Raw genomic sequence first — 13,856 nt, forward strand, 5'->3', positions numbered from 1 at the left:
ATCTATTTAGTTGCATTTGTCAACATTTGCATTGTTCGGGTTCATGGCCTGTATTGCGTTGAATTTTTTCGATTACATTTTCAAAATTTTTTAGTTCTTCAGTGGATACGCCCTGGAGTAGTTCTGCCGACAACGTTTGGGCTATACTTTTTGAAAATGTGAGTGCATCGTAGCCTTTTTGGGTCAAGATGAGATTCTTTTTTCGTTTGTCTTCTTTGTCCGGAAGTCGAACAACATATCTTTTTTCGAGCAATGTGTTAATCTGACGTAAGATTATTGATTTGTCCTTTTGGAGTTCATTCGACAAATCTTGCTGCGTGATATTTTCATTTTGGCTGAGCTGGTGTAAGATGATAAATTGTTCGAGGCTCAGTTCTATGTCATGTTTTTTAAATTCAGCTATAAAGCATAGCTTCACCATTTGCATGGTTTGTCCCAATAAGTATGTCAGTGGTTTTTGCGTATTCATCTTATTCTTGATTTTCGAAACGCAAATATACAGTCAATTAGTTGCTAAAGTCAACTAAATTCCATTTCGTTAATATAAATTTAAGATTTAATAGTCCTAAATATTGATATTCAGCAGTTTGCTTTTTGAGCTTTGGCGCTCCAATATTAAGTGAATGTTTCGGAAGGGAGATGAACCCCGTTTTTCAGCATTTTTATTTTTTCGGTGTGTTCTTTTTCCGGCGTTGTAGCCAGCGGTCTCGCGCCAGTTGCTGCATATCTGCCTGGGTGTCTCTTTCGTCGGTAATCTCGAGCCCCAGGATTGTTTCAATAATATCCTCCATCGTTACAATCCCTTCCGTGCCGCCATATTCACTGATAACTAAAGCAATGTGTTCCTTCGCGACCAGTAGCTTCTCAAACAATTTTGGAATACTGATATTTTCGTAACATGTAATAATAGAACGCTTCTCCTCCAGCAGAGTTTTGTTGTTTTCGTCTTCCAGCAAATGTTCCAATATATCCTGTTTTAGCACATAACCGGTAATTTGATCGATGTTATCGCGGTAAACGGGAATGCGAGAGAATTGAAGGAAGGGTGGGTGCTCAAAAAATTCCTTTGCAGAAAGTGCTTCGCGCGCTGCCGTTATTACGGTTCGCGGAGTCATAATATCTTTCACTTTAAGGTTCTTCAATTGGATGAGGTTGACGATTGTTTTGGTTTCCAGTTCGTCGAACACACCTTCTTCTCCACCTACTGAAGCGAGCATGGCGATTTCTTCGCGGCTCACTGTTCCCGAAATTTTGCCGCGCGAAAAAGCCTTTGTAATCAGTTCGGACAAAATGACCAGCGGATAGGTAATAATAATAAAGGCCTGGATCAACCGGGCGGATGGCAGGGCGAGGCTGCGCCAATACAATGCACCTACTGTTTTGGGGATAATTTCAGAGAACACAAGAATTAATAATGTAAGCACGGCGCTGACAATTCCAAAGTAAACCTCTCCAAAAATCTTTGTCGCCTCGGCACCTACACCCGCAGCACCGATCGTGTGAGCAATGGTATTTAATGTAAGTATAGCGGCCAGCGGTCGGTCGATGTTGTTTTTGATCCGCTTCAGCAAGGCTGCTGACCGGTGCTTCTCTTTTTCTTTTAAATAGATAAAGGGCAGACTGACCGAGAGGATGACCGATTCCAAAACGGAACATAGAAAAGAAATGCCGAGGGCGAGAAGGAGGTAGAATAGCAACATTGTAGTAATAATTAGGTATTAAATGACAAATGTTTTGCTTTTTGAGTCAATGACCCATCAAAAAATCACAATAAATAGGGATATCGTGCCAAAGTGAAAATTACATCATTGTTACAAAATTGTAGTGGCTACACTGATAGAAAACGCTGAAACCCCTGTAAATCCTAGGATTATGCTCTAAAACATAGAATGTGATTGAATAAGCGCTATCCTACCAAAATGTAGGAATTTTAAGGGTGTGCCAAACCGTGGCAAAAAATTATTAGTCGTCTAAGTAGCAGATAATCAACGCTTAGAGATGTGGTTTTTCTTCTTCGGGTTATGTTGTTTGGCATGTTGGCATTCTTCTCGCTATAAGGGAAGCAAAGAAAAAAATGTTGAACCCTCAAAATTCAAAAAAGATGAGAAAGATAGCTATTTATGGAAAAGGTGGTATCGGTAAATCTACCACAACTCAAAACACAGTTGCCGGATTGGCAGAAATGGGAAAAAACGTATTGGTAGTTGGTTGCGACCCTAAAGCTGACTCTACTCGTTTGTTGTTAGGTGGTCTGGCACAAAAAACTGTTTTGGATACCCTGCGTGAAGAAGGAGAAGATGTGGAATTGGATGACATCATCAAACCAGGTTTTAAAGGTACCCGTTGTGTTGAATCAGGTGGTCCTGAACCAGGTGTAGGTTGCGCTGGTCGTGGTATCATCACCTCAATCAACTTGTTGGAGCAATTGGGTGCTTGGGATGAAAAATACAAAACTGACTATACTTTCTACGATGTACTTGGTGACGTTGTATGTGGTGGTTTCGCAATGCCTATCCGTGATGGTAAAGCTGAAGAAATCTACATCGTTGTATCTGGAGAGATGATGGCAATGTACGCTGCTAACAACATCTGTAAAGGTATTAAGAAATATGCACAAGCCGGAACTGTTCGTCTTGGAGGTCTGATCTGTAACTCTCGTAAAGTAGACAACGAGCAAGAAATGATCGAACAATTGGCTTCTCAAATCGGTACTCAAATGATCCACTTTGTTCCTCGTGACAACATGGTTCAGCACGCTGAGATCAACCGTAAAACTGTAATCGATCATGCTCCTACACACCCACAAGCTGACGAATATCGTGCTTTGGCCCGCAAAATCGATGCTAACGAAATGTTCATTATTCCTAATCCGCTTGAGATTGAACAATTGGAAAAATTGTTGATCGATTTCGGTATCGCAAACTAATCAATCCCAAACCAAAAACCACCCCTTTCAACTAACTAACTTTTTAATATAGGAGAATAGAACATGTTAATGATCAGAGCAATAATCCGTCCAGAGAAATCAAGCAAAGTACTGACTGCCCTTTTTGAAGCTGGCTACCCTGCAGTGACAAAAATTCCGGTTGTTGGTCGCGGAAAACAAAGAGGTATCAAAATCGGCGAAATCACTTACGATGAGCTTCCTAAAGAAATGTTGATTGTAGTGGTTAACGACGAAGACAAGGACTATGTAATCAAAACTATCATGGATACAGCGGTTACATCACCTAAAGGTGCCTTCGGTGACGGTAAAATCTTTGTGACTCAGGTGGAAGAAGCCTATACCATCAGTCGCGGATCTAAAGAATTATAAACCTTTTAAAATCCACGACTATGAAAATGATCATGGCGATTATTCGCATCGACAAAATGAACGAGACAAAAAAAGCCTTAACCGAAGCAGGAATTACTTCGATGACTGCTACCGGAAAAGTTTTCGGACGTGGAAAAGGCCTTTGGGACGCTAAAGTAATGGAAGGCGCCAAAAACGACCAACCAGAAGCATTAGCCCTTCTCGGGAATGAGCCCAGACTCAGACCACAGCGTGTATTAAATATTGCTGTTTCTGATGAAAACGTTCAATTAACAATTGACACGATTATGGAAGTAAACCAGACACCCGCAGCAGGCGACGGAAAAATCTTCGTCATGCCTTTGGGAGACGCCATCCGCGTTCGTACTGGTGAAACAGGCACAACAATCCTTTGATAAATTGAAAAAGTTATGGTAAAGAAAAAAGATTATACAAACGGACTGCCGGATCCAACACCTTTGATTGAAGACATTCTCGCAAAGTATCCGCGCAAAGTCGCTAAAAAACGCGACAAAGCCATGGTAATCAACGATCCGGAAAAAGATCAGGAAATCCAGGCTAACGTTCGGACTATCCCAGGTATCATTACACAACGCGGTTGTACTTACGCAGGATGTAAAGGGGTAGTATTAGGACCAACACGCGACATCGTTAACATCGTACACGGACCAATCGGTTGTAGCTTCTACGCATGGTTAACTCGTCGTAACCAAACTGCTCCGGCAGAAGGCGAAGGAAACTTCATTCCTTATGCTTTCTCAACTGATATGCAAGACGAAAACATCGTATTCGGTGGTGAAGTAAAATTGAAAGAAGCAATTCGCGAAGCTTTCGAACTGTTCCATCCTCGTGCAATCGGTGTCTTCTCTACTTGTCCTGTAGGTTTGATCGGTGACGACGTTCACGCTGTTTCCCGCGAAATGAAAGCAGAATTAGGAATCAACATCTTTGGTTTCAGCTGCGAAGGTTACCGCGGTGTATCTCAGTCTGCAGGTCACCACATTGCAAACAACCAGGTATTTTCTCACTTGGTAGGTAAAAACGACAAAGAACGTATCGGTAAATTCCAGGTTAACCTGTTGGGTGAATATAACATCGGTGGTGATGCTTTCGAAATCGAAAGACTGTTCGAAGAAGCAGGAATCACTCTGATCTCAACTTTCTCAGGTAACTCAACTACCGAAAGCATGGAATATGCGCACACTGCCGACTTGAACATGGTAATGTGTCACCGTTCAATCAACTACATCGCTGAGATGATGGAAGAGAAATACGGTATTCCTTGGATCAAAGTAAACTTTGTAGGTGCTACTTCAGCTGCCAAATCATTGAAAAAGATCGCTGAATACTTCGACGACGCAGAATTGACTGCAAAAGTTGACGCTATCGTTGAACGCGAAATGGCAAAAGTAGAAGCAGTTCGTTTGGCTGTGAAACCTAAAGTAGAAGGCAAATTAGCGATGATGTTCGTAGGTGGATCTCGTGCTCACCACTACCAGGATCTGTTCGAAGAATTAGGAATCCGCGTAGTATCTGCAGGTTACGAGTTCGCTCACCGCGATGACTACGAAGGACGTAAAGTAATCCCGAATATCAAAATCGACGCTGATACTCGTAACATCGAAGAATTGACTGTAACTAAAACTGAGAACCCAGCTCTTTGGAGAGAAGACTTGGTTGCTAAGAAAGCTGATTTGGAAGCTAAAGGTTACGCATTCGCCGACTACGAAGGTATGATGCCTCAAATGAAAAAGAATTCATTGGTTATTGATGACGTGAACCACTGGGAAACTGAAAAACTAATCGAATTCTATCAGCCAGACGTTTTCTGTGCCGGTATTAAAGAAAAATATGTGGTACAAAAATTCGGCGTCCCTCTGAAACAGTTGCATAACTACGATGCTGGCGGCCCTTACACTTGTTTTGACGGTGCTGTTAACTTCTACAAAGAAATGCAACGTATGCTGGATACAAAAATTTGGAAACTGGTTGATACTCCATGGAAAAATGAACCGGAGATCGTTGGAAGTATGACCATTGAAGCTTAATAAGGAGGATATATCATGTTACTACGACATACGACAGACAAAGTAAAAATGCGCAACGCGCTAACGATCAACCCGGCAAAAACTTGCCAACCGGTTGGTGCTATGTACGCAGCTCTTGGTGTTCACGGTTGTTTACCTCACAGCCACGGTTCTCAAGGATGTTGTTCTTACCACAGAAGTGCGTTGACTCGCCACTACAAAGAACCAGTAATGGCTTCAACTTCTTCATTCACTGAAGGTGCTTCTGTATTCGGTGGTCAAGCTAACTTGCTGACAGCTATCGATAACATTTTCCAAATCTACGATCCAGAAATCGTAGCCGTTCACTCAACTTGTTTGTCAGAAACAATTGGTGACGACCTTGGTCAAATCGTTGCAAAAGCAACAGATGACGGTAAAGTACCTGTAGGAAAACACATCGTTCAGGCTGCGACTCCAAGTTACGTTGGATCACACGTTACAGGCTATGCCAACATGTTGGAAGCTTTCTGTAAGTACTTCCCTGAAAAAACTGACGAAAAGAAAAGACAAGTAAACATGTTGTCTGGATGGGTTGAACCATCAGATATGCGCGAGCTGAAAAGATTGGCAGGCATGATGAAAATCAAATCAGTTTTATTGCCTGACACTTCAGACGTTTTGGATACTCCAATGACTGGTTCATACACCATGTATCCTAAAGGTGGTACTACTATCGCCGAAATGGTAAGCATGGGCGACAGTATGAAAACAATCGCCATGGGTGAATGGGGAAGCAAAAAAGCAGCTGTTGCTTTGGACAACAAATGCAAAGTTCCATTCGAAGTGGTTGACATACCAGTAGGTCTTCGTGCAACAGACCGCTTCATTCAAGCGATGGCTACTGCCGGAAAAGTATCTGTTCCTGAAGAAATCACAGCAGAACGTGGTCGTTTGGTTGACGTTATCACAGACATGCACCAATACCTTTACGGAAAACGTGTAGCTATTTTCGGTGATCCTGATAACATCCTGCCATTGGTTGAATTCCTGGTTGACATCGACATGAAGCCTGTATACATCGTATCTGGTACTCCAGGTAAAGCTTTCACGAAAAAAGCAGAAGCTATTCTTTCTGAAAGAGTTCCTGAAGCTAAATTCCTGAACGGACCTCAAGCTGATATGTTCCTGATGCACCAATGGATTAAAGAACAAGGCGTTGACCTGATCATTGGTAACACATACGGAAAATACATCGCTCGCGACGAAGATACTCCTTTCGTTCGCATGGGATTCCCAATCCTTGACCGTGTAGGTCACAGCTACTTCCCAACAGTTGGTTATATGGGTGGTATCCGCATCCTGGAGTTAATCCTGAGTGCAATCATGGATAAAATCGATAGAACCTGTCCGGAAGAAAAAGTGGAATTGCAGATGTAATTTCGAAAAATATATCCTTCTCTTCAGCCAATCGAAGGATTCAGGGAGACATCCCTTCAGAATATGTTCTTCATAATGTCAAAATGTGAGGGGAGGCAACCCGCAGCCTCCCTTTCATTTAATTAAAACAAAAGATTATGGATGCATTTATTAATGATAGAAAAAATCAGATCCTTACAAAAGGAAAAGATGATGCAACAATAGCTTGCGGGAAAGCCAGTGTGGCCGGTTCGGTCAGTCAACGGGCTTGCGTGTTTTGCGGATCGCGCGTGGTACTTTACCCCATCGCAGATGCGCTTCACCTTATTCACGGTCCGGTTGGATGTGCAGCCTATACCTGGGATATTCGTGGAGCCTTGTCATCAGGACCGCAAATCCACAGATTAAGTTTTACAACTGATTTAAAAGAAAAAGAAGTGGTATTCGGCGGTGAAGAACGCCTGTACAAAGCTTTGATCAGTTTGATTGAAACCTACAAGCCGAAAGGCGCTTTTGTTTATGCTACCTGTATTGTTGGGGTGATTGGCGATGATGTTGAGGCAGTGTGTCGGCGGGTGACGCGCGAAACCGGCATCGATGTAATCCCGGTAATGTCAGAAGGATTTAATGGAACAAAGAAAGACGGGTATAAAATTGCCTGTGGTGCTTTAGCCAAGTTAATCGGTACCGATACAACTTACGAAGCACCGGAATATAGTATCAACATTCTCGGAGATTTCAACTTGGCTGGCGAACTCTGGATGTTGGCTGAATACTATAAAAAAATGGGTGTAAACCTGGTTGGTGCCATGACTGGTGATGGTCGTATCGACGATATCCGCAAGGCACACAAAGCACACCTGAACATCGTTCAATGCTCGGGCTCAATGATTGGCTTGGCAAAAGAGATGAAAGAAAAATACGGTATTCCGTTCATGAAAGTATCCTATTTCGGTATTGAAGATATGAGTGATGCGCTTTACGAAGTGGCTAAATTCTTCAAATCGGATGAAATGATGGAGAAAGCACGGACGCTGGTAAAAGAAGAACTTAGTGTATTGCTGCCTGCATTGGCACAATATCGTCAGAAGCTGGAAGGCAAGAAAGCAGCGATTTATGTAGGAGGGGCCTTTAAAGCAATTTCATTGGTGAAAGCACTTCGTTTGATCGGAATGAAAACTGTTGTGGTTGGCTCCCAAACAGGAAACGTTGATGATTACAATCTACTGAAAGAAATGTGTGACGATGGAACCATCATTGTGGATGACTCCAATCCGAACGAACTCTCTGAATTTGTGAAACAAACCGGAGCAGACCTGTTCATCGGTGGTGTGAAAGAAAGACCAATCGCTTACAAATTGGGATTAGGTTTTTGCGACCACAACCACGAACGGAAAGAAGCTCTCGCGGGATATGAGGGCATGCTCAACTTCGCAAAAGAGGTTTACGCCTCCGTTTGCAGCCCGGTTTGGCAATTCATGAAATAACACATCGGGACGATCTACCCGGATTCTATTTGACGGAATTCGATTTCAGATACTCGAATATTGGAAATTTAAAACTTGAAGAACATGTTTGAAAATGCTCCTATAATAAAATCTACAAAGGAATTCACAGCCACCCGAAATGCGTGTAAACTCTGTGCTCCGCTTGGTGCCAGTGTCGCTTTCAAAGGAATTCGGGGATGCGTCCCAATTATTCACGGATCCCAAGGCTGTTCAACCTACATTCGTCGCTACCTTATCAGTCACTTTAAAGAACCGGTAGACATTGCTTCCTCAAACTTCACAGAAGAGGCCACTATTTTCGGTGGTGCAGCAAACTGTCACGCAGCTATTACCAACGTAATTGGCCAGTACAAACCGGAAGTTGTAGCGATGACCACAACCTGTCTTTCCGAAACAATTGGTGATGATGTAAAAATGTACATCCACGATTTTCAAAAAGACAGCCAACTGAAAGATCTTCCTCGTTTTGTAACTGCATCTACACCCAGCTACCAGGGATCGCACATGGATGGTTTCCACGAAGCGGTGTCATCAGCGGTGAAAGCGTTTGCAAAAGGAGGCGACAAAGGAACACATATTAATATATTCCCCGGTTTTGTATCAACCGAAGATTTACGTCAGCTGAAATATTTGCTGAGCGATTTTGGATTCCAGTTTGTGATGTTGCCTGATTACTCGGAAACACTGGACAACCCGATTTGGGAAAGCTACAAGCGTATTCCCGAAGGAGGAACCCCGGTTAGCGCCATCGAAACCTGCGGATCAGCAGCGGCTTCTATCGAATTTGGTACCATCCTGAATTATGGTGCTCTCTCGGGCCGCGTTAAAAACAGCAGATTATCTTCTACCGGTGCCAACTACCTCGAAAACGAATTTGGGGTGAAAAACTACCGGATGCCGTTGCCTATCGGGGTGAAAAACACCGACCGCTTTGTAAAGGCACTGGAGGAAATCAGCGGTAAAGAAATGCCACTGCGCTACATGACGGAACGTGGTCGCCTGATCGACTCGTACGCCGATGGTCACAAATACATTTTCGGAAAGAAAGCAGTGGTTTATGGCGAAGAGGATTTCGTAGTAGCCATGACAACCTTCCTGGATGAAATTGGTATCGAAGTGATCTTGGCAGCAACCGGAGGAGAAAGCGGACGCCTGGCCGACGAAATTAAAGCCAACTGCCCCGAACGCGGAGAGCAAATTCTGGCCAAGAACATGTTCGACTACGAAAAAATCCGCGAGTGGTGCATTGATAACAAACCAGACCTTTTTGTTGGAAACAGCAAAGCCTATTATATCGCACGCGAACTGGACGTTCCAATCGTTCGTTGCGGATTCCCGATTCATGACCGAATTGGCGGACAGCGCATCAAGCACCTGGGCTACGCAGGTACACAGGACTTGTTCGACCAGGTTGTCAACGCCATGATTCAGTATAAACAAGACCATTCGCCGGTCGGCTATAAATATATGTAACCGGGCAGATGCCCTTTAAAAATTCAGAGCTATGATTGATATTGAAAAACATCCGTGTTTTAGCATAGACGCTAAAGGAAAATATGCCCGTGTGCACTTGCCGGTTGCACCAAAATGTAACATTCAATGCAACTATTGCAAACGCGACTACGACTGTGTAAACGAAAGTCGCCCAGGTGTAACAAGTAAAGTATTGTCGCCGGAACAAGCGTTGACTTACTTAGTGAAGTTGAAAGAAAAAATGCCTCACCTTTCAGTTGTAGGTATCGCAGGACCTGGTGACCCGTTCGCTAACCCGGTTGAAACAATGACAACTTTGCGTTTGATCCGCAAAGAATTCCCGGAAATGATCCTGTGTTTGTCATCAAACGGGTTGAATGTAGCGCCTTATGTTGATGAGTTGGCCGAACTGAAAGTTAGCCACGTGACCATCACTATCAACGCGTTCGATCCCGAGGTAACCAAAGATGTTTACAAATGGGTTCGTTTGGAAAAACGTGGTTTTGTTGGTGCCGAGGGGGCGAAAGTTCTGCTGGAGAAGCAGCTGGAAGCAATTAAGCTTCTGAAGATGTACGACATTACTGTCAAAATAAATACAATCGTCATTCCGGGTATCAACGATCACTTGGTTGGTGATATCGCTAAAACAGCCAAAGAACTGGGAGCCGACCTGATGAATACCATTCCATTGTATCCGGTTGAAGGCACACCATTCGAAAATTTGACTGAACCTAGTGCGGCTATGATGAAAGTGATTCGCGCGGATATCGCCAAACACATTAAACCAATGACGCATTGTGCTCGCTGTCGTGCGGATGCTGTTGGTTTGTTGGGGAAAGACGATCCGGAAGCAGCGAAACTGTTGAACGACATCGCGAACATGACTGTGACTGCCGACGAAACGCGTCCGTATGTTGCTGTTGCCAGTCACGAAGGTTTGTTGGTGAACCAACACTTGGGCGAAGCCGATACACTATATATATATAAAGAAACATCGCAAGGTTATCGCATGGTGGAGCAACGTCGCACGCCGCCGTCAGGCACCGGTAATCATCGCTGGCAAGCTTTGGGCGAATCGTTATCTGACTGTCGCGCCCTGTTGGTTGGCGGAATTGGGCCATCACCTTCAGCAATCATTGGCCGTACAGGTATCAAGATTGTTGAGATGACCGGTTTGATCGACGACGGATTGGATGCTATGTTCAAAGGCAAATCCTTGAAAACAATCAAAAAAGCAGATGTTTTCCGTTGCGGAGCCGAATGTTCCGGTAAAGGAACCGGATGCGGTTGATGCTAAAAGAGACCATATTTTTATTGTTCATAACCGAATACAATCGAGATCCCTCCCTTCGGGGAGGGGTTTTTTAGTACGAAAGATCAATAACCATTAATAATAACACACAATGAAAAAACCTGATTATCACATTTTAGTTTGCAACTCGTATCGGGTTGCCGGCGACGCTAAAGGCTATTGTAACAAAAACGGTGCTGCCGATTTCATTCAATATATAATGGAAGAATGCGCTGACCGCGGATTAGACGTGGCTGTTTCTTCTACTGCCTGTTTGAATGTTTGTTCTCAAGGACCAGTCATGGTTATTCAACCGAATAACCTGTGGTACGGCGAAATTACAGAGGAAAAAATCGACGAGATTTTGGACGCTTTGGAAGAAGGAGAAGCTGTAGAAGAATATTTGATTAGCGAATAAATGACTGCTAAATCTCTCCATATAATTGATACAACACTCCGGGACGGCGAACAAGCCCCCGGAGTTGTTTTCAGTTTTGATGAGAAACTGAAGATTGCCGCTTTGTTGAACGATGCGGGTGTTAAGGAGCTGGAAGTTGGTACGCCAATTATGGGGGAGTGTGAGCAGTTGGTTATTCGGGAAATTGTTAATGCCGGTTTTAATTTCTCATCCACTTGCTGGGGGAGAGCAACCGAAGAAGATATGGTTGCAACTGAAAAAACCGGGTGTTCCCGAATGAACATCTCGTTTCCGGTTTCCGATATCCAACAGGCGGCCATTGGCAAAAGCCGCTCTTGGGTGATGGATCGGGTAAAACCGATGATGGCATTTGCTCACCAACGTTTCGACTTTGTGGCCGTTGGAGCACAAGATGCTTCGAGGGCAGATCGGACTTTTCTGAAAGAATTTATTGAAGCTTGTTTGGCTGAAGGAGCTCATCGAATTCGAATCGCAGATACAGTAGGAACATTGAACCCGTTGTCGACAATGGAATTCTTTTCCTGGTTGACCGGCTTGTTTCCGGGTGTTGAATTCGAATTTCACGGGCATAACGATCTAGGAATGGCAACTGCAAACACGGTTTCGGCAGCATTGGCTGGATGCCAATCGGCCAGCTTAACCGTAAACGGCTTGGGCGAACGTGCCGGAAATGCCTGTTTGGAAGAAGTTGCCGCCGCAATGAAAGTTTCGGCGAATAGTGATTGTGGCATCCGGTTGGATCGCTTACAAGAGCTGTGTCGTGCTGTTGAAGCTGCTTCGTTGCGAAAAATTCACGATTCAAAACCAATCGTCGGCGAAATGATTTGTCGCCACGAGTCGGGCATCCATTGCCGTAGCTTGGTAAAAGACGAAATGAGTTACCAGGCATTCAACCCCGAATTGTTCGGTCGAAAAACTGAATTGGTCATCGGAAAACATTCAGGCAGCGGAGGTCTGAATCACTTCCTGAAGTCCAAGGGGATTTTCTTGGCCAAAGAACAGTTGGCCGATGCAATGGTAAAAATGAAAGATGCCGCACGCCGGGCAAAACGGGCTCTCGATTACGAGGAAGCAGCTATGATTATGAATGCTGCAATCAACGATTCGAAATAATTTAAAACGACATTGAAGATTAACACTTAAAAATAGCATGTAATGGAAGAATGGAGCGCATATTTTAATGAAGGTGTTTCTTATTATAACGCAACGGTTGGCGGAATAAAAAAAGGTAGAAAATTTGGGAATGCAGTTTATTATAACATGATTGGAATGGCGCTGGAAAGCTTATTGACAGCTGCTATTATGAAAGATGGTTATTTACCTGAGCATTCCAGTGTGTCGAGTATGCTGCGCGAATTGAAGAAGAAATATGACGTACCGGAGGAATTTACCACGGAGTCTCGTTTCTTCAATCGCTTTATGAATATGTGCTCGCTCGAGGTGATGGAGATGAAAGAACCGACGGATGAAGACATCCAACGGATGGTCGATTTTACAGCAAATGTAAAAGGCTGGACTGAGGCTCTGCTCGAAAAACCTTGCGAGGCTAATTAATTTGAGATCGTTTTAGTTCGCAGTTTCAGCGGACAAGTAGATGTTTGTTGTGTTCGCTTCAGACATCGAAATAGTATAATTGACGGTATTCGGGGCGCAGTTCGCGTTCCCGAATACCTTTTTTTGTTTGAGAAGCTTTCTTTTTTCGACGCAATTCAGCGGGAAAATGAGATTTTCGAAATCTGACACAAGGGTTTCAAAATTGCCCGAAGCTACTTTCAGTATATTTCGAAAGGCGTTTTGGGAACATCTCAGAATAACCTGCCAAAAACTCTCAAAAATTTTTCTGGCTTTAAGGGGAGGGTTATCAGCGAGTTGGGTGTTTAGGTGTGAAAAGGGATTAAAAAAAGATTGCTGTGGGTGTTGCAAAGCAGAAAATAGTCTCTATATTTGCACCCGCTTTGAGAGACACGGGGCCACAAGCCAAGAAGATCTGAAAGCCGCGTTCTGTGAGGGTTTGAGAGGTTTTAAGAAACTTGAAAAATTTTTGAAAAAGAATTTGGAGAATCAAAAAAAAGCCTTTTACTTTGCAGCCGCAAAACGAAAAAAACGTTCTTTGCAAAAATGATGGAGACAATTGAAACCTTACAAAAGCGAAAGCACGTAAGAGAAAAAGCGTCCCAAAAATCCGGAGTTAAGAGATTAACTTTTGAGGATAGCAAAGAATACAAAAGAGTTCATTGAAAAAATTGAGAAGGTAGAAAGATAAGGTAGATTTGTGATTGAAACGAATTTAGACTTACAAGTTCAAGCAAGTAAGATTCCTGAATAAGAGCTAGACAAGATTATAACAATTTTATTTACAACGAAGAGTTTGATCCTGGCTCAGGATGAACGCTAGCGGGAGGCC

13 protein-coding genes are annotated in these 13,856 nt (G+C 43.4%); 11 read left to right on the forward strand and 2 right to left on the reverse strand.

All coding sequences use genetic code 11. The features are described from left to right. Positions 1 to 19: 19 nt before the first annotated feature. Complete coding sequence (locus BC643_RS16170; RefSeq protein WP_120274062.1) at positions 20 to 469, reverse strand: MarR family winged helix-turn-helix transcriptional regulator; 450 nt, start codon at positions 467 to 469, stop codon at positions 20 to 22. Between the two features lie 193 nt (positions 470 to 662). Beyond that, complete coding sequence (locus BC643_RS16175; RefSeq protein WP_120274063.1) at positions 663 to 1,700, reverse strand: CNNM domain-containing protein; 1,038 nt, start codon at positions 1,698 to 1,700, stop codon at positions 663 to 665. 401 nt (positions 1,701 to 2,101) lie between these two features. Here BC643_RS16175 and nifH point away from each other — a divergent pair, with 401 nt between their 5' ends. The 11 genes from nifH to BC643_RS16230 all read left to right on the forward strand — a co-directional run bounded on the left by nifH (position 2,102) and on the right by BC643_RS16230 (position 13,006). After that, positions 2,102 to 2,926 (forward strand): nitrogenase iron protein, encoded by an 825-nt coding sequence (nifH, locus tag BC643_RS16180; protein ID WP_120274333.1) that lies wholly within the window; start codon positions 2,102 to 2,104, stop codon positions 2,924 to 2,926. A gap of 69 nt (positions 2,927 to 2,995) precedes the next feature. Beyond that, a complete protein-coding gene (locus BC643_RS16185) occupies positions 2,996 to 3,316 on the forward strand; it encodes a P-II family nitrogen regulator (RefSeq protein WP_211338079.1) in 321 nt (106 codons plus the stop codon). Positions 3,317 to 3,336: 20 nt separating this feature from the next. After that, the gene (locus BC643_RS16190; protein WP_120274065.1) at positions 3,337 to 3,711 is read left to right on the forward strand and encodes a P-II family nitrogen regulator; all 375 of its coding nucleotides are present in this window, start codon (positions 3,337 to 3,339) and stop codon (positions 3,709 to 3,711) included. Between the two features lie 15 nt (positions 3,712 to 3,726). After that, positions 3,727 to 5,364 carry a nitrogenase molybdenum-iron protein alpha chain gene (gene nifD, locus BC643_RS16195; RefSeq protein ID WP_120274066.1) on the forward strand — a complete coding sequence of 546 codons (1,638 nt, stop codon included), beginning with the start codon at positions 3,727 to 3,729 and terminating at the stop codon, positions 5,362 to 5,364. Between the two features lie 15 nt (positions 5,365 to 5,379). Further along, a complete protein-coding gene (gene nifK / locus BC643_RS16200; RefSeq protein WP_120274067.1) occupies positions 5,380 to 6,762 on the forward strand; it encodes a nitrogenase molybdenum-iron protein subunit beta in 1,383 nt (460 codons plus the stop codon). A gap of 137 nt (positions 6,763 to 6,899) precedes the next feature. Beyond that, positions 6,900 to 8,228, forward strand: coding sequence for a nitrogenase iron-molybdenum cofactor biosynthesis protein NifE (gene nifE, locus BC643_RS16205; protein WP_120274068.1), 1,329 nt, complete (start codon positions 6,900 to 6,902; stop codon positions 8,226 to 8,228). An 84-nt stretch (positions 8,229 to 8,312) separates the two neighbouring features. Further along, a complete protein-coding gene (locus BC643_RS16210; protein ID WP_120274069.1) occupies positions 8,313 to 9,722 on the forward strand; it encodes a nitrogenase component 1 in 1,410 nt (469 codons plus the stop codon). A 31-nt stretch (positions 9,723 to 9,753) separates the two neighbouring features. Continuing rightward, positions 9,754 to 11,013 (forward strand): nitrogenase cofactor biosynthesis protein NifB, encoded by a 1,260-nt coding sequence (gene nifB / locus BC643_RS16215; RefSeq protein ID WP_120274070.1) that lies wholly within the window; start codon positions 9,754 to 9,756, stop codon positions 11,011 to 11,013. A gap of 112 nt (positions 11,014 to 11,125) precedes the next feature. Then, on the forward strand, positions 11,126 to 11,431 hold the full coding sequence (locus BC643_RS16220; protein WP_120274071.1) for a (2Fe-2S) ferredoxin domain-containing protein: 306 nt from the start codon (positions 11,126 to 11,128) through the stop codon (positions 11,429 to 11,431). After that, entirely contained in the window at positions 11,432 to 12,565 is a 1,134-nt protein-coding gene (locus BC643_RS16225) for a homocitrate synthase/isopropylmalate synthase family protein (protein WP_120274072.1), read from the forward strand. A 42-nt stretch (positions 12,566 to 12,607) separates the two neighbouring features. Next, positions 12,608 to 13,006 carry a hypothetical protein gene (locus tag BC643_RS16230; protein ID WP_120274073.1) on the forward strand — a complete coding sequence of 133 codons (399 nt, stop codon included), beginning with the start codon at positions 12,608 to 12,610 and terminating at the stop codon, positions 13,004 to 13,006. Positions 13,007 to 13,856: the final 850 nt, after the last annotated feature.

It is taken from the genome of Mangrovibacterium diazotrophicum, from assembly GCF_003610535.1.
GTDB classification, from domain to species: Bacteria; Bacteroidota; Bacteroidia; order Bacteroidales; family Prolixibacteraceae; genus Mangrovibacterium; species Mangrovibacterium diazotrophicum.